The organism is Mycobacterium sp. NPDC051804, from assembly GCF_044452905.1.
Classification (GTDB): domain Bacteria; phylum Actinomycetota; class Actinomycetes; order Mycobacteriales; family Mycobacteriaceae; genus Mycobacterium.
Genome location: NZ_JBITCD010000003.1, coordinates 245,186 through 260,037, shown reverse-complemented (window position 1 = coordinate 260,037; position 14,852 = coordinate 245,186). Strand labels below are relative to the sequence as shown.

Here is a 14,852-nt window from a genome sequence, read left to right as displayed (position 1 = left end):
TCAGGCGAGCGCCGCAACCCGGTCGGAGAGCTCCTTCAGGGGCATCGCCGAGGTTGGGTTGTTCACGAACGACGACGAGCCGTCCGCGCGGTAGAACACGTAGGCGGGCTGCCACGGCACGTTGTAGCGCGCCCAGATGGAGCCGTCGGCGTCGTCGAGGTTCGTGAAGTTGAGGTTGTACTTCGATACGAAGCCCTGCATGGCCGAGACGTCCGAACGGGCCGCCACACCGACGAAGGTCACGTCCGGGTTGGCCGCGGCGACCTGGCTCACGCTCGGTGCCTCGGCATTGCAGAACGGGCACCACGGCGTCCAGAACCACAACACCGCCGGTTTGCCGACCAGACTCGCACCGGAAAACGGCGCCCCGGACAGCGTCGTCCCGGTGAACTGCAGGCGGTCATCAGCGATCGCGACGGGCGGACTGACGAGGCCGAACGCCAACAGAACCGCCAGCCCAGCCAGTGTCAACGAACGACCAATCCGCAAGAATCGAAGCCTCATTCCGATCTCCTCTCGGGCACGGCGCAGCAAATGTATGGCCCGACCACACATTTCTAAACACGCGTTGTCGGCCGAAATGGTTCATCGGCGGACCCTGAGTCGTCGGCGAGATCAGTTCTGTCGTGGGAGAAGTTCAGCGACGAATCGGTCGATGAAGTCCGATGCGTTCGAGCGACCCGCCGCTCGGATGACGAACTTGCTCAGTCCCGCTTCGATGTAAGCGTCGAGCTGACGCTGCAGGTGGGACCAGCTGTCCGCAATGAAAGCCGACGGGTCCAGGTCCGGTCTGCGGCGGCGGATCGCGGCGGCGACTTCGTCGGGCAGAGCGCCGTCGGATACCGCGAGGTTGATCCCATAGTGGTCGGCATCGATTTCGCGGTCGGCCTGCTCGGCCGCCTGCTGGATCTGCTCACGCCCAGCCCGGGCTTCATCCGGGGTGAGAAAACTGCCCAGCCATCCGTCGCCCAGTGCACCGATGCGACGAAAGCCGGCCGGCGCTGAGCCGCCGAGCCAGATGTCCAGAGCCTTGACCGGGCGGGGGGCGATATCGACCGAATTCACCGAGAAGTAGTCGCCGGTGAACGAGACATCGTCTTGTTTAAGAACAGATCTCAGCAATCGCAGCGACTCGTCGAAGACGGCGGCCCGCGCGCCGTCGGGGACGACGAAGATCTGACGCTCCGCCGGGATGGCCGGCCGCAGGCCGAACACGGGCAGCACCCGCCCGGGTGCCAGTGCCGCCAATGACGCCAATTGCTTTGCCACCAGCACCGGATGCCGGCCCGGCAGCACCGCGACGGATGTGCCGACCTTCAAGTTGTCGGTACGCGACAACGCATGTGCCATACCGATGAACGGGTCCACTGCCTTGGTGTAGACGAGTTCGGAGAACCACAGTGAATCGACGCCCGCGGATTCCAGATGGTCCACGATGCCCGATAGTTCGTCCGGGCCAGTTTCCGCGCCCAACCCGACACCGAAACGAATCTTCAAACCGTGCCTCCTGGACTCCGTCGCAATGCTACGGACCGTGCGATGGAAGCTCTTGCTACGGTGGCAAAGCGCGTGACAGCCAAGGCGTTTACCGAAACAGGAGTAGCCATGGACGGATCGGTGACGGTGTCGATGAAGGCACCCGCGGACAAGATCTGGGATCTCATCGCCGACGTACGCAACACCGGACGCTTCTCCCCGGAGGTGATGGAGGCCGAGTGGGTCGGCGCGGCGACGGGTCCCGCGCTGGGCGCCCGCTTCCGCGGTCACGTCAAGCGCAACGAGATCGGCCCCGTCTACTGGACGACGTGCGAGGTCACCGCCTGCGAGCCGGGACGCGAGTTCGGCTTCGCCGTCCTGCTCAACGGCAAGGCGGTGAACAACTGGCACTACCGCCTCGCTGAAACCGACGGCGGTACCGACGTCACCGAATCCTTCCGCCTCGACGACTCGCTCACGATGAAACTCTTCTCGGTCTTCGGTGGGCAGCTGCGTCGCCGCCGCAATATCCGCGACATGCGCAAGACGCTGGAGCGGATCAAGGCTGTCGTCGAGGAACCGGACGCGGCCTGACGATTACAGACCCCGAAGGCGACGGACGCGATCGCTGATCGCCCGCCTGGACACGGCCGCTTCGCGGGCCAGCGCCTCGAACGCATGTGGGCATCCCGGATACACATGCAGCTCCGTCGGGACACCCGCGTCCCCCAGCCGTCGGGCATAGGCGATGTCCTCGTTGCGGAACACGTCGAGGTCACCGACGTCGATATAGGTGTCGGGCAATCTGCTGAGGTCGTCGGCACGGGCGGGCGCCGCATACGGCGAAACGCCGTCTCCCCCGGCCCTTTCGCCCAGCAGCGCACCCCATCCGGTGACGTTGTCGTCGTAGGTCCACGTCAGGAACGGAAGCAGTTCGGGATCGGGCGTCGCCGGCCGGTCGTCGAGCATCGGGTAGATCAGGATCTGTTGTGCAACCGCTGGCCCCCCGCGGTCCCGCGCCAGCAGGCACACCCCCGCCGCCAGGCCACCACCGGCGCTGTCTCCCATCACCGCGAGGCGCGCGGGATCGACTCCGAAATCGGAGGCGTGTTCGGCCAGCCAGACCAGTGCGCTGTAGCAGTCCTCGATCGGGGTTGGATCCGGATGCTCGGGTGCGACGCGGTAGTCGACCACCAGCATCGGCACACCCGACGCCGCGACATACTCCCGCACCGCCAGGTCGTAGAGGACGCCGATCTGCGCGAGGCTGAAGATCATGCCGCCGCCGTGCAGGTAGAGCGCGGCGCTACCCGGCCAGTCGCCACTGGACGGGCGGTACCACGTGAGGTCGACGGTCGCGCCATCGGATGCGGTCATGGTGTGTTGTTCCGTGTCGACGCCTGCGGTGGGTGCCCGCCTGGAGCCGACCAGGTCGAACATCCGGTGGCCACTGATGCGACGCGCTTCGACGTCGCCGACCGCTGCGGGTTCTGCCTCGCCGAGCTCTGCAAGCAAGGGCGCCATCTCCGCGAGCACCTGCGCGTCGATACCGAGTGTCATGGCTGCGACAGTAACGACGTCGAGAACCGAGACAGCGCCGGATCGGAAAATCGCACCGTTCGCCCCCGACGCCCATTTGCCGATCGCCGGTAGAGTTGAGCGTTTTTCACTGTGCCGCAGGCGCTTTGGGTCGGGAACACCGCCAAGGACTTGAGCGCGTATTTGCTGACCGCACGACTGGCGTCGCGGAACCAGATCTGGTCGCTAGCACGGAGTTCCGAGGTGTCCTGAATCCCCTCCTCGGCACCGTCTCGTTTGGTAGAACAGGTTCTAGTTTCGTTCGCCAGACAAGGGAGTCGCCGCGATGGGCAAATGGTCACGTGAGGAACTAGAAGAGGCCTGGAGCCGCTACCAGCAGTCAGTCGTCGACGTCGGAAAGACCTGGGACTGGTCCAGTTACGCCGATCATTTCACCGAGGACGCGAAGTACGTCGAACACGCCCTCGGCAATATGGAGGGCCGCGAGAACATCCGCGAGTGGATCGTCTCGACGATGAACACCTTCCCCGGCAGCGAGATGCCGACCTACCCGGTCGAGTGGTACTCGATCGACACCGACAAGGGCTGGGTCATCTTCAAGAACATCAACACCATGCGTGATCCCGGCGACGGCAGCGTCCACGGTGCCGGCGTCATCACCGTCCTCGAGTACGCCGGCGATGACAAGTGGAGTTACGAGGAAGACGCCTACAACCCGATGAACTTCATGCTGATGATCCAGCAGTACATCCAGCGCAGCCACGAACTCGGCACCATCTCCGACGACGCCAAAGCATTCGCCAAGAACATGAACTGGGAACTGACCTAACACATCAAGGAGAAACGTCATGGGGTACTCCGCGGGAAAATGGTCACGCGAGGAGATCGAGGAAACCTTTCAGCACCACCAGGATCTGGTCGTCGAGATCGGCAAGTCATGGGACTGGGCGCGGTACGGCGAGCTGTTCACCGAGGACGCGACCTACGTCGAACATCTGTACGGGAAGATGGCGGGACGCGACAAAATCAGCGAGTGGATCGCGTCGACGATGGACACCTTCCCGGGTAGCGAGATGCCGTTCTATCCAGTCACGTGGTACTCGATCGACACCGACAAAGGCTGGGTCTTCAGCGAGATCATGAACCGGATGAAAGATCCCGGGGACGGCACCGTCTTCGAGGCGCCGTGCATCACGATCCTGCGGTACGGCGGCAACGGGATGTGGCACAACGAGGAAGACGCCTACAACCCGACGAACTTCCTGCCGATGGTCCAGGGCTACATCCAGCGCAGCCATGAATTGGGCACCATTTCCGAGGACGCCCGGACCTTCGCCAAGAACATGAACTGGGCACTGACCTAAGCGATCACGAAGTCCTCCGGATCGGGTTCGCGGGTCCAGGTCCAGTAGTCGACGAGACGCCACGGGCTCAGCGTGTGGATCTCGCCGAAACTGTTCTTGAAGAACGAATGCTTGATGGTCGGCTGTGACCACACCATCTTGCGCATTTCGGCCTGGCTGCGCTCGTGCCAGTCCTTGGTCTTCTCGACCGTCGGCTCGATCGTGGCATGACCGCCTTCGATGAGCAGCTCCAGACATTCACTGATGTAACGCATTTGGCATTCGGAGTGGAAGATCAGGCTGCCACCACTCGCCAGCCAGGTGCCGGGACCGTTCATACAGAAGAAGTTCGGATAGCCCGGAATCGTGATGCCCAGATATGCCGACGGCCTCTCCCCCCAGCGTTCGCTGAGAATCTCGTCGTCGCGGCCCCGAATCGTCATGGGCCACAACATCTTGGTGTGCTCGAACCCCGTGGCGTACACAAGGACATCGGCCGGATACCGATTGCCGTCCTCGGTGACGATCGCATCGGCTTCGATGTGGTCGATACCGGTGCGCACCAGCTCGACGTTGTCGCGGGTCAGAGTTTTCAGCCAGCTGCCATTGTCCTGCAGGGTGCGCTTGCCGGTGGCCGGATAGTCGGGCACCACCTTGGCCGCCAGGTCCGCGTCGTCCCCGACCTGACTGGTGATCCACTCGGTGAACATGAGTCGCGTGATCTCGTTGATCTCGCTGACGGCGGTCTGCTGGTCCGGATAGTCGGGGTCGACGCGCGCCGCGTCCAGTCCCTTGTCGCACCCCGGCCAGAAAATCAGAAAGCGGTACCACCGACCGTAGAACGGAAGGTGGCGAAGCGCCCACTGGACGCCGGGCCCGACGCGTTCATGGTAATTGGGGTTCGGAAACATCCACTGGGCCGTGCGCTGAAACACGGTGAGCCGGTTGACATCCGGCGCGATCGTCGGGGCGATCTGGAATCCACTGGCACCCGCGCCGATCATCGCGACGTTCTTGTCGCGCAAATCCACCGAATGGTCCCACTCGTTGGAATGGAACGCCGGGCCTGCGAAGTCCTGCTGCCCCTTGATCTGTGGCGTGTGCGGGCGGTCGAGCTGACCGACCGCGCTGATCACCGCGCGGGCGGTGAGCTCCGTCGGTTTCCCGTTGCGGTCGCGGGCGCGAACTGTCCACGTCGCGTCGTCGTCGTTCCAGGCGGCCTCGGTCACCTCGGTCTCCCAGCGAACGTGCGGCGCGATGTCGTACTTCTCCATCACGTCCTGGAAATACGACTGCAGCTCGGGCTGTTCAGCGAAGAAGTGGGTCCAGTGATCCGTCGGCTCGAAGCTGTAGCAGTAGAAGTGATTTCCGACGTCGACGCGCGCACCGGGGTACGTGTTCCGATACCACGTGCCGCCGACGCCCGCGTTCTTCTCGACGATCGTGAACGGAATGCCGGCTTCCTTGAGCCGGATACCCGCCAGCAGGCCGGATTCACCGCATCCGATCACGACGACCGGGAAATCCTCGCGGGCGGACTCGGTCACCGCGCCGGTCGCCCTGGCATCACGGCCGTCGAGCTCCATCTCTTCGAGCACCATCGGCACGTACTCGGCAGGCACCGGCTCGCACACCAGCCACTGCATCATCTCGTGCAACAGCTCGGCGCTGACGGGTTCAGGCTCCGGGCAGCCGCGGTCGCGGTAATCCGTGATGACCTCAAGCGCTATCTTGCGGACCGCCGCCTTGTCCTCTTCGGACATATAGCCCTGGACTTCGTTGAGGAACAGGCCCGCCGGCTTCAGCTCGCCTCGGATCAGCGACGGGTCACCGGACATGTGCACCAGCGACAGCATCAGGGTCGGGATGCTGACGTCGAGCAACGCTTCGGCGATCTCGTCGTCAGTCGCTGTAAAGGGTTGTCCGGCATGTGGGTTGCGCACCGAACCTTTCTACCGCGAGCAGACGCGTAAACCCCCTATTTGCCGCGGAAATGGGGGGTTTCACGTCTGCTCGCGCTCGAAGCGGCCTACGCTCCGAACTGTGGGCATCTCGACCAAAGTGAACGGATCAGCACCCCCGGACGTGCCGATGTCGGACATTGACCTCTCCGATTGGAAGTTCTGGGTCCTCGACGACGATATGCGCGACGGCGCGTTCGCCACGCTGCGGCGCGAGGCGCCCGTCTCCTTCCATATGCCGCTGGAAACACCGGGCGTGGTGGCCGGGCCCGGGCATTGGGCGATTACCCGGTTCGACGACGTCCACTTCGCGAGCCGTCACCCGCAGATCTTCAGTTCCAGCCCGGGAATCACCATCAACGACGCCAACCCCGACGTGTCGGAGTTCTTCGGGTCGATGATCGCCATGGACGACCCGAAGCACCTACGCCTGCGCAACATCGTCAGCAGGGCGTTCACCCCTCGCGTTGTCGCTCGGACCGAGACGTCGGTGCGGGAGCGGGCACGCCGCCTCGTCGAGAAGATGATCGCCGAGCATCCCGACGGCTCGGGTGAGGTGGTGACGGAGCTGGCGGGGCCGCTGCCGCTGCAGGTCATCTGCGACATGATGGGCCTCCCTGAGGAGGACCACGAGCAGATCTTCCACTGGACGAACGTGATTCTCGGATTCGGTGACAAGGACATCGCCACGGACTACGAGGAGTTCGTCAAGGTCGCGATGGACATCGGCGCGTACGCCACCGCGCACGCCGAGGACCGCAGGGCCAACCCGCACGAGGATCTGACCACCGCGCTGGTGCAGGCGGAGGTCGACGGTGAGCGGCTGACCTCGGCCGAGATCGCCTCGTTTTTCATCCTGCTGGTGGTCGCGGGCAATGAGACCACCCGGAACGCCATCAGTCACGGTGTACTCGCGCTGACCCGGTATCCAGAGGAACGCGCGCGGTGGTGGGCCGACTACGACGCACTGGCACCGACCGCGGTCGAGGAAATCGTGCGGTGGGCGTCGCCGGTCATCTATATGCGGCGGACACTGACCGAGGACTGCGAGCTGAGCGGCACCAAGATGGCGGCGGGTGACAAGGTTTCCCTCTGGTACTGCTCGGCCAACCGCGATGAGGACAAGTTCGCCGATCCGTGGACGTTCGATGTGGGCCGGAACCCGAATCCGCATGCCGGCTTCGGTGGCGGCGGCGCGCATTTCTGTCTCGGCGCCAACCTCGCACGCCGAGAAATCAGCGTCGTCTTCGAGGAGTTGCACCGCCAGATACCCGACATCGCCGCAACCGAGGAACCCCGGCGACTGTTGTCGCCGTTCATCCACGGAATCAAGCGGCTGCCGGTGTCCTGGACACCACCGACCTAAGGTCCTCGCTGCGGTTTGTCTGACACGCGTCCGGGCACCCCATGAAGCATGCAATCGGAACACTTCAAGACGCTGCTGTCCTCACATGGTCCCTATGCTTCGGTCTACTTCGACGACTCGCACAACACTGAGGACGCTGTCGCCCAGCTCGAGATCAAATGGCGGACGATTCGCAAACACCTCGAACAGCAGCGCGCAGAACCCGTGCTCACCGAAAGCATTCAACACGCTGTCTTCGACTCCCTACCGCCAGTCGGCCGGAGTGGCCGCGGTGTGGTCGCGAGCGCCGAGGGAGTCCTGGTCAACGAACACCTGATCAGGCCGGCCGGGCCGGTCGTCCGGGTGTCCCCGCTGCCGTACATCGTTCCCGTCATCGAGCACGGTGTGGATAAGGCGACGTACGCGGTGGTGATCGTCGATCACGAGGGCGCCGACGTCACGCTGTGGCGTGAAGACACCGCGGTCACCGACACCGTCGACGGTGATGCGTACCCGGTGCACAAGGCATCCGGCGCGGAGTCGGCGGGCTACGGCGACCCACAGCGGACGGCCGAGGGCGCCCGGCACCAGAACATCCGCGCTGTGGCGGATCGGCTCGCGAAGCTTGTCGACGATGCCTCACCCGAGGTCGTCTTTCTCGTCGGCGAAGTGCAGTCGCGCAGCGACCTCACCGCCGAACTGCCCGAACGCGTCACGTCGCGGGTCGTTGAGCTGCACGTCGGAGCCCGGCACAGCGGCTTCGACGACACCGCGCTGCAGCACGAGATCGAGCAGGAGTTTCAGCGCCGCCGGGTGACCGTGATCGATGATGCCGCACAGCGATTCAGCGCCGAGATCGGGCGCGGGTCAGGGCTGGCGACAGAGGGACTCGACGGTGTGACGGCCGCGCTGCGGGCCGGCGCGGTCGACACTCTGATCATCGGCGAACTCGGCGATGCGACCGTGGTTGCCGACGACGACATTGCCCTCATCGCGCCGAATCCGAATGTGCTGTCCGAACTGGGCGCTGCGCCGACGCAGACGCTGCGGGCCGACGAGGCGCTGCCGGTGGTCGCGATCGCTACCGATGCATCTCTGGTCCGCACGGACGAGCGCATTTCACCCTCGGATGGGATTGCCGCGGTCCTTCGCTACTCCCTCACCTGATCAGCGGGCCCCCACCAGGTTGGCCAGTGCCGCGATCGGGGTGTCATCGAGATGTTGACACAGATCGATCGCGTCCTCGAAAACCTGGTGTGCTCCGGCCTCCTCGAGTTCGCACTTCGACACCCCGCCGCTGAGCAGCGCAATCGTGACGACGCCGGCCCGCTTACAGGCCTCGACGTCCCACACCGCATCGCCGACGAAAACAGCATGCGCGGCTTCCACGCCCGCACGCTCGAGGGCGACGTTGATGATGTCGGGCTTGGGCTTGGCCGTGTCCACGTCCGCCGACGATGTCATTGCCGACACGAGGTGGTCGCACTCCAGCACGTCGCGCAGGATCTGGAGTTCGTCGTCAGGCGCCGATGTGGCCAAAACGACCTGCACACCTAGCTTTTCGACGGCTTCGAGGAGTCCTCGGGCACCTGGCAGCGGCCGCAGGAGCGACGCGCATTCCTTGTAGTAACCGGAATGCAGATCCTTCGCCCGCTTCTGTACGTCGTCGTCGGCACCGTCGGTCAGCGTCGAAAGGAGGGTGCTGCCGTCCATGCCGATGCAACGGTGGATCCGCCACGCGTCCACCGGAATTCCGATGTCGGCGAACGCGCGGGACCACGCGTGGACGTGCTGGTAGTTCGAATCAACAAGCGTGCCGTCGATGTCGAACAGCACCGCCGCAGCCGGGTCGCGTTTGCCGGACTTCACGAACGCAGGTGGTCCTGTGTCGCGGGACGCTGCTGTGGCGTCGTGGGCATGTCTGTCCGTACCTCGTCTGCCTTGCCAGGCGCGTCTTCGGTCGTGCTGCCCTTCGGATCCAGCTTGTCTGCCCGCTCCCGGTGCGCGTCGAGTTCCTCGCGCGAGTTGTTCACCTCTTCACGGTGGGTGCGCGCGGTGTTCTGCAGGCGCGCAGCCTCGGCCGCCTTTGCCTCCGCCTCCGCCTGGGCAGCCTTCGCCCTCGCTTCGGTTTCCGCGGCGACGACTTCGCGCTTCTCGAGATGCTCTGTGCGCTGCCCGATTTCACCACGAAGTCGTTCGGCTTCGGCGCGACGGCGTGATTTGCGGACCGTCCACGCAACGAGCGCGATGACGATTATGGCCGCGACTGCGACAACGATCCAGATCATGGCGTTGTTATCCATGTCGGCTCCTTCGAATTGCCTCGGGGTCACGACGATTGACGAACCCGCTAATTCTGCGGATGCCCGCCCATCGATGCATCTAAACCGAGATGGGTCGTAGGAGCCGGCCGCTTGCGCGGCTTACTGGACGATCAGGGTGCCCTTCATGGACGGGTGATAGATGCAGTAGAACGCGTACTCGCCCGGCTCGGTCGGCGCGGTGAGGGTGCCTTGCTCCCCTGCGTCTACGTGCACGTCAAACTTGCCTTCGGTCTGCGATGTCACGGAGTGCTCGGCGGAGTCGTCGTTCTTGACGGTGATCGTCGCCCCCGGTGCCACGGTGATCGGCTCGCCGAAACTCATGTTCGCCATGGTGATCGTCGGGCCCGATGCTTCCGCGGGAGGGGCTTCACTGGTGGTTTCCGGACTCGCGGTCGCGGTGGCAGTGCCGCTGTCGCCCTCCGAGGTGGTGTAGCTGGATTCGCTGTCACACGCCGCAACCACAATGGCCAGGCAAACAGCCATACACAACAGCAAGATTTTCTTCATCGTGTCTCCTGAAGATCGTCCTCCGAGAACACGATTATCGACCGGTTGCGGTTCAGCCAAACCGCTTTGTGCAACCGCGCGGGATTAAATCGTCGCGGTGTACGGCCCGACCGGCGTGCACACCGGCAGGGGCGGATTCCCGGTGTAGGCGCATCCGCGGCCGGTGGAGACGTAGGTGGCGCCAGGCTCATAGGGCGCGTAGAAGACCTGTGCGGGCAGCACCCCGTTGTTCTCCGCGCACTTGGGGGGTCCGGGGTTGCCCTGCATCTGAACGCAGGCCACCGAGAGGTAGACGTTCGACCGCTCGCATGCGCCCGCTTGGATCGTCGCGGTGACCATGCTGGTGCCCGAGACGTCCACGACCTGCGGCGCGGTCAGGTTGTAACTGCAGGTGGGCGGTGGTTCGGCCACGGCGACAGCGGCGGTTCCGGCAAGCGGCAGCGTCGCTGCAGCGATGAGGAGCGTCAGCGACCGGATCATCCCTGGATCGTAGATCACCGCAGGTAGTGCTCATCGATGATGAAGAGACAAAGTGTGATCGCCAGGAATCCGGCGGGCAGCCAGATCGCATGCACACCCCACGCGACACTGGCGAACGATCCCGCTAGGGCACCAATCCCGAAGACGGTGATCAGCGCGCCGTAGACGCCGAAGGCCCGCCGCGACTCGGTGTGCTTATCGACGAATGCGTCGTACCCCGATTCCATCAAGCGCATCAGGTTGCCCGTGGTCGCGACCGGCAGGTAGGCGAGGTCGCCGATGTTGCGAAAGAGCCCGATCTGCACGGCGGCCAGGAAGGAGATCGGCACCGTTACGTAGCTGTGGGGTACGGAGGCGGGAACGAATCCGATGATGCCCAGCGCGACGGCCTGCACGGCCATGGTCCAGCGCAGTGGGTGCGCGATGAAGCGGTCCACGCGGCCGGACTTGATATGCGACGCCAAGGCCATGCCGACGATGAACGCGAGCAGCGGCCAGACGTGCGCGAGCGCCGCAGACCACTTGCCTTCCGACGTGTCGATCGCACCGAAAATCACGTTGGCGGTCTGGACGTTGGCGAAAACCCCACCGCGGGCGATGTAGGTGTGCGCGTCGAGGAAGCCATTGGCCAGCGTCAACAGTAGGGCAAACCACAGGGTTCGGGTTCGCTCGATGTCCTGTGGGCCGGTCGGTAGGCCACCCATGCCCGACAACCTAATCTGCGTTTGTCGTTGCTGCCTAGCCCGCGCCCAGCGCGTTGAGCATTCCGGTCGCGGCCCTAGGCCAGGTGAACTGTTCGGCGCGGCGTCGTGCATCGTTGCGGCGCAACAGCTCTGGACGGCTGATGATGGTGGTCACCGCCTCCGCGATGGCAGCCGGATCGTTGTCGGCCGCCGCGCCGCTTTCGGCGGTCAGGATTTCGGCGAGCGCTGACGTCCGCGAAACCACCGCGGGCGTACCGCAGGCCAGGGCTTCGAGGGCGGCGAGGCCAAACGTTTCGTGCGGGCCAGGAGCGATCGCAACGTCGGCGGTCGCCAGGATGGTGGCTACGGTGTCGCGACACCCGATGTAGCCGGTGAAGTCGACGGGAAGGCCCGCAGCCTGGCGTTCGAGCCTGGCGCGCATCGGGCCTTCGCCGACAACGACGAGGCGGGCATCCACACCCGAGTCCCTCAGCGAGGCAACGGTATCGACGCTGCGGTGGGCATGTTTCTCCACCGACAGCCGGCCGCAGTGCACCAGCAGCGTCTGTTCCGGGCTGGCCCATTGCTGACGGACCGAGGTCGATCGCCTGCTTGGGTGGAACTGGTCGAGATCGACTCCGAGCGGCACCGTGACGACGTTGGTGGCGTCGATTCTGTCAAATTCTTCGCGTGCGAACGCCGTTGTGCACACGACCGCGTCGTAGCTCTCGGCGGTGCGGCGATTGGCGGCGTCGGCTATCGACCGGGCGGCACGCGCCGGAAGTATTTGTCCGACAAGGCGATCAAGCCGCTCGTGGGAGATCATCACGGTAGCGACGTCGTGGCGTCGACCCCATTCGCCGAGCGAACGCAGCGTGAGACGGTCGGACACTTCCAAGGCGTCAGGCGCCAGTTGTGTCAACAATTCGGTGACGGGCCTGGGCAGCACGGCACGGTATCCGCCGGTGAACGGAATGAGCCGGGCCGGCAGGGAGACTCGAACGACTCCCGACGGCAGCTCATGCCATTCGGACGTCCGGCCCGGTACCACCAGGAAGACCTCGTGGCCACGAGCGCAGTACTCCGCGCCCAGACGATCCACTGCCGTGCGCAGGCCCCCTGAACGCGGGCCGTAGAAGTTCGCGACCTGCACCACCCGCATGAGCTGAATTTGACCTGGAAGCATGTGCGGTCAACAACGCGACATCAACGCCCAGCTGAATTGCACACGAATTCGGTCCCGTCGCGAATGAGGCTCAACTCCGGCGACCGTGCGTGAACTCGTGGAGAAAGGCGGCGTGTCGCCCTCTGACACGCACGCTCGCGGAAATCAGGTCAGGCCAGGTGCTGAGTGAACCATTCCTGTACGCGACGCCAGGCATCCTCGGCGGCGGTGGCGTTGTAGCGGTCGCCGGTGTCGTTGAAGAACGCATGGTTGGCGTCGGGTTCGGTGACAAGCTCGAACACCAGGCCGGCCTTCTCGAGAGCCGCCCGCGCCACCGGCTCGGTGGCGTTGACGCGCTGGTCTTGAGCGGCGTAGATACCCAGCACCGCAACGTCTTTGGAGCCCGCGAAATCGGGATTGTCCGGTGTCGGACCGTAGAAAGGCACCGCAGCGGCGAGCCGAGGCTCACCGGAGGCCAGCAATCGCCAGACAAAACCGCCGCCCATGCAGAAGCCCACCGCGGCCACCTTCTTGCCCGGCACCCGGCGCTGGAGTTCGTCGACTCCGGACTTCAGATCGGCCAGCGCGTCCTCCGGCGGCAGCTCGCCCAATGCCGCGGTGGCTTGGGCGGGATCGGCGAACGTGCCGGTACCGCCCCGTGCCGACAGCAGGTCGATCGCGAGCGCGGAGTATCCGATGCCGGCGAACCGCCCGGCCACCGACCGGATGTAGTCGTTGAGGCCCTTGTTCTCGTGGATGACGAGTACTCCCCCGCGTGGATCGGCCGCGGGCGCCCAGGCACCCTGCAGTTCGCCGCGCGGTCCGGCCCAGGTGATCGGCGTTGACGGGACGGTGTTCTCCGACCCCGGCGGCGGCGCGCTGACGGTGGCCGGCTCGTTCGATGTCACGGGGGCGTCGGACGTCGGTTGCTTGTTCTCGCCGCACGCCGCGATCAGCGCTGTCGCCGCGGCGGTACCGACACCGAGCAGTGCCAGCCTTCTCAGGGCTTCGCGCCTCGACAACAGCCCGTCAACGTGATCGGTCGCGATTTCTTCGGCGATATACCGCTGTAACGGGGTCACATTCGCGAGTATGCCCTCATGGACTGGACTCCGGACCCGGAAGCGCTGCGCGGCCGCGTAGCCGTCGTGGCCGGGGCGACGCGCGGGGCGGGACGAGGTATCGCGGCGGCGCTCGGTGAAGCCGGAGCGACGGTGATCTGTACCGGCCGCAGCAGCACATCAGGCAATGACCAATCCGACTACGACCGGCCGGAAACCATCGAACAGACCGCCGAACTCGTCACTCAACTGGGCGGCACCGGCATCGCACAGCAGGTCGACCACCTCGAGGCCGACGCGGTGCGCCGGCTTGCGGACCGCATCCGCGACGATCATGGCGCGATCGACATCCTCGTCAACGACATCTGGGGTGCGGAGATTCTCAAGGGCGGGCCTCCGCTGTGGAACCGGCCGCTCTGGGAGCACGACCTTTCCGACGGTCTGCGGATCCTGCGGCTCGGAATCGACACGCATCTCATCACTTCGCACTGCCTGCTGCCGCTGCTGGTGTGCAAGCCCGGTGGGCTGCTCATCGAAGTGACCGATGGAACAAAGGATTTCAACGACCACAACTACCGGTTGTCGGTGTTCTACGACCTGGCCAAGGTCGCGGTCAACCGGCTCGCCTACAGCCAAGGCCACGAACTGGAGACATTCGGCGCCACCGCGGTGGCCGTGACGCCGGGTTGGCTGCGATCGGAGATGATGCTCGACAACTGGGGCGTCACCGAGGAGACCTGGCACGACGCACTGGACCCGCTGCGGTCTGACGGCCCGGTTGCTCCGCCGGGCTTCGCCATGTCCGAGACGCCAAGATTCGTCGGACGCGGCGTCGCCGCAATCGCTGCGGACGCCGATCGATCGCGGTTCAATCAGCAGTCGGTCACGTCGGCCGACCTCGCGCGCGAGTACGGCTTCACCGACCTCGACGGCCGTCAACCCGACTGTTGGGCACCCGGATAGCCGCA

General features: G+C 64.9%; 17 protein-coding genes. 6 read left to right on the top strand and 11 right to left on the bottom strand.

Annotated features, from left to right (window positions below):
* Window positions 1–504: a protein disulfide oxidoreductase gene (locus tag ACIA48_RS12375; RefSeq protein WP_396731286.1), complete on the bottom strand. Its 504-nt coding sequence runs from the start codon at window positions 502–504 to the stop codon at window positions 1–3.
* A gap of 111 nt (window positions 505–615) precedes the next feature.
* Window positions 616–1,497, bottom strand: a complete 882-nt coding sequence (locus ACIA48_RS12370) for a TIGR03854 family LLM class F420-dependent oxidoreductase (protein ID WP_396731283.1) — start codon at window positions 1,495–1,497, stop codon at window positions 616–618.
* A gap of 108 nt (window positions 1,498–1,605) precedes the next feature.
* Here ACIA48_RS12370 and ACIA48_RS12365 point away from each other — a divergent pair, with 108 nt between their 5' ends.
* Window positions 1,606–2,070 (top strand): SRPBCC family protein, encoded by a 465-nt coding sequence (locus ACIA48_RS12365; protein ID WP_396731282.1) that lies wholly within the window; start codon window positions 1,606–1,608, stop codon window positions 2,068–2,070.
* Window positions 2,071–2,073: 3 nt separating this feature from the next.
* On the opposite strand, the gene ACIA48_RS12360 is transcribed toward ACIA48_RS12365, so the two are convergent.
* Entirely contained in the window at window positions 2,074–3,036 is a 963-nt protein-coding gene (locus tag ACIA48_RS12360; RefSeq protein ID WP_396731279.1) for an alpha/beta hydrolase, read from the bottom strand.
* Between the two features lie 304 nt (window positions 3,037–3,340).
* Between ACIA48_RS12360 and ACIA48_RS12355 the strand changes: the two genes are divergently transcribed.
* Together ACIA48_RS12355 and ACIA48_RS12350 are read left to right on the top strand one after the other, a co-directional pair.
* Window positions 3,341–3,844: a nuclear transport factor 2 family protein gene (locus ACIA48_RS12355; RefSeq protein WP_396731276.1), complete on the top strand. Its 504-nt coding sequence runs from the start codon at window positions 3,341–3,343 to the stop codon at window positions 3,842–3,844.
* 19 nt (window positions 3,845–3,863) lie between these two features.
* Complete coding sequence (locus ACIA48_RS12350; protein WP_396731273.1) at window positions 3,864–4,379, top strand: nuclear transport factor 2 family protein; 516 nt, start codon at window positions 3,864–3,866, stop codon at window positions 4,377–4,379.
* On the opposite strand, the gene ACIA48_RS12345 is transcribed toward ACIA48_RS12350, so the two are convergent.
* Window positions 4,376–6,301 (bottom strand): flavin-containing monooxygenase, encoded by a 1,926-nt coding sequence (locus tag ACIA48_RS12345; RefSeq protein WP_396731270.1) that lies wholly within the window; start codon window positions 6,299–6,301, stop codon window positions 4,376–4,378. The two genes, ACIA48_RS12350 and ACIA48_RS12345, sit on opposite strands and share 4 nt — an antisense overlap.
* 148 nt (window positions 6,302–6,449) lie before the next feature.
* Between ACIA48_RS12345 and ACIA48_RS12340 the strand changes: the two genes are divergently transcribed.
* Window positions 6,450–7,685 carry a cytochrome P450 gene (locus tag ACIA48_RS12340; protein WP_396732755.1) on the top strand — a complete coding sequence of 412 codons (1,236 nt, stop codon included), beginning with the start codon at window positions 6,450–6,452 and terminating at the stop codon, window positions 7,683–7,685.
* Window positions 7,686–7,733: 48 nt separating this feature from the next.
* On the top strand, window positions 7,734–8,831 hold the full coding sequence (locus ACIA48_RS12335) for a hypothetical protein (protein WP_396731268.1): 1,098 nt from the start codon (window positions 7,734–7,736) through the stop codon (window positions 8,829–8,831).
* Here ACIA48_RS12335 and ACIA48_RS12330 read toward each other — a convergent pair whose 3' ends face one another.
* The 7 genes from ACIA48_RS12330 to ACIA48_RS12300 form a co-directional block, all read right to left on the bottom strand.
* The gene (locus ACIA48_RS12330) at window positions 8,832–9,533 is read right to left on the bottom strand and encodes an HAD family hydrolase (RefSeq protein ID WP_396731265.1); all 702 of its coding nucleotides are present in this window, start codon (window positions 9,531–9,533) and stop codon (window positions 8,832–8,834) included. It abuts the gene before it with no gap.
* The gene (locus ACIA48_RS12325; RefSeq protein WP_396731263.1) at window positions 9,530–9,967 is read right to left on the bottom strand and encodes a hypothetical protein; all 438 of its coding nucleotides are present in this window, start codon (window positions 9,965–9,967) and stop codon (window positions 9,530–9,532) included. Before ACIA48_RS12325 ends, ACIA48_RS12330 begins: the two co-directional genes overlap by 4 nt.
* Window positions 9,968–10,087: 120 nt before the next feature.
* Window positions 10,088–10,495 carry a cupredoxin domain-containing protein gene (locus tag ACIA48_RS12320; protein ID WP_396731260.1) on the bottom strand — a complete coding sequence of 136 codons (408 nt, stop codon included), beginning with the start codon at window positions 10,493–10,495 and terminating at the stop codon, window positions 10,088–10,090.
* 84 nt (window positions 10,496–10,579) lie between these two features.
* Window positions 10,580–10,975 carry a hypothetical protein gene (locus ACIA48_RS12315; RefSeq protein ID WP_396731257.1) on the bottom strand — a complete coding sequence of 132 codons (396 nt, stop codon included), beginning with the start codon at window positions 10,973–10,975 and terminating at the stop codon, window positions 10,580–10,582.
* A gap of 14 nt (window positions 10,976–10,989) precedes the next feature.
* Window positions 10,990–11,679 carry a YoaK family protein gene (locus ACIA48_RS12310; protein ID WP_396731254.1) on the bottom strand — a complete coding sequence of 230 codons (690 nt, stop codon included), beginning with the start codon at window positions 11,677–11,679 and terminating at the stop codon, window positions 10,990–10,992.
* A gap of 34 nt (window positions 11,680–11,713) precedes the next feature.
* Entirely contained in the window at window positions 11,714–12,820 is a 1,107-nt protein-coding gene (locus tag ACIA48_RS12305) for a glycosyltransferase (protein ID WP_396731251.1), read from the bottom strand.
* A gap of 173 nt (window positions 12,821–12,993) precedes the next feature.
* Window positions 12,994–13,905: a dienelactone hydrolase family protein gene (locus tag ACIA48_RS12300; RefSeq protein WP_396731248.1), complete on the bottom strand. Its 912-nt coding sequence runs from the start codon at window positions 13,903–13,905 to the stop codon at window positions 12,994–12,996.
* 18 nt (window positions 13,906–13,923) lie between these two features.
* On the opposite strand from ACIA48_RS12300, the gene ACIA48_RS12295 reads away from it, so the two are divergent.
* Complete coding sequence (locus tag ACIA48_RS12295) at window positions 13,924–14,847, top strand: SDR family oxidoreductase (protein ID WP_396731245.1); 924 nt, start codon at window positions 13,924–13,926, stop codon at window positions 14,845–14,847.
* Window positions 14,848–14,852: the final 5 nt, after the last annotated feature.

What these genes read in the sequence shown, in the direction of transcription:
- ACIA48_RS12365 (WP_396731282.1), top strand. Translation starts at nt 1,606, where the DNA reads ATGGACGGATCGGTGACGGTGTCGATGAAGGCACCCGCGGACAAGATC.
- ACIA48_RS12355 (WP_396731276.1), top strand. Translation starts at nt 3,341, where the DNA reads ATGGGCAAATGGTCACGTGAGGAACTAGAAGAGGCCTGGAGCCGCTAC.
- ACIA48_RS12375 (WP_396731286.1), bottom strand. Translation starts at nt 504, where the DNA reads ATGAGGCTTCGATTCTTGCGGATTGGTCGTTCGTTGACACTGGCTGGG.
- ACIA48_RS12340 (WP_396732755.1), top strand. Translation starts at nt 6,450, where the DNA reads ATGTCGGACATTGACCTCTCCGATTGGAAGTTCTGGGTCCTCGACGAC.
- ACIA48_RS12350 (WP_396731273.1), top strand. Translation starts at nt 3,864, where the DNA reads ATGGGGTACTCCGCGGGAAAATGGTCACGCGAGGAGATCGAGGAAACC.
- ACIA48_RS12305 (WP_396731251.1), bottom strand. Translation starts at nt 12,820, where the DNA reads ATGCGGGTGGTGCAGGTCGCGAACTTCTACGGCCCGCGTTCAGGGGGC.
- ACIA48_RS12360 (WP_396731279.1), bottom strand. Translation starts at nt 3,036, where the DNA reads ATGACACTCGGTATCGACGCGCAGGTGCTCGCGGAGATGGCGCCCTTG.
- ACIA48_RS12315 (WP_396731257.1), bottom strand. Translation starts at nt 10,975, where the DNA reads ATGATCCGGTCGCTGACGCTCCTCATCGCTGCAGCGACGCTGCCGCTT.
- ACIA48_RS12320 (WP_396731260.1), bottom strand. Translation starts at nt 10,495, where the DNA reads ATGAAGAAAATCTTGCTGTTGTGTATGGCTGTTTGCCTGGCCATTGTG.
- ACIA48_RS12335 (WP_396731268.1), top strand. Translation starts at nt 7,734, where the DNA reads ATGCAATCGGAACACTTCAAGACGCTGCTGTCCTCACATGGTCCCTAT.
- ACIA48_RS12310 (WP_396731254.1), bottom strand. Translation starts at nt 11,679, where the DNA reads ATGGGTGGCCTACCGACCGGCCCACAGGACATCGAGCGAACCCGAACC.
- ACIA48_RS12295 (WP_396731245.1), top strand. Translation starts at nt 13,924, where the DNA reads ATGGACTGGACTCCGGACCCGGAAGCGCTGCGCGGCCGCGTAGCCGTC.
- ACIA48_RS12325 (WP_396731263.1), bottom strand. Translation starts at nt 9,967, where the DNA reads ATGGATAACAACGCCATGATCTGGATCGTTGTCGCAGTCGCGGCCATA.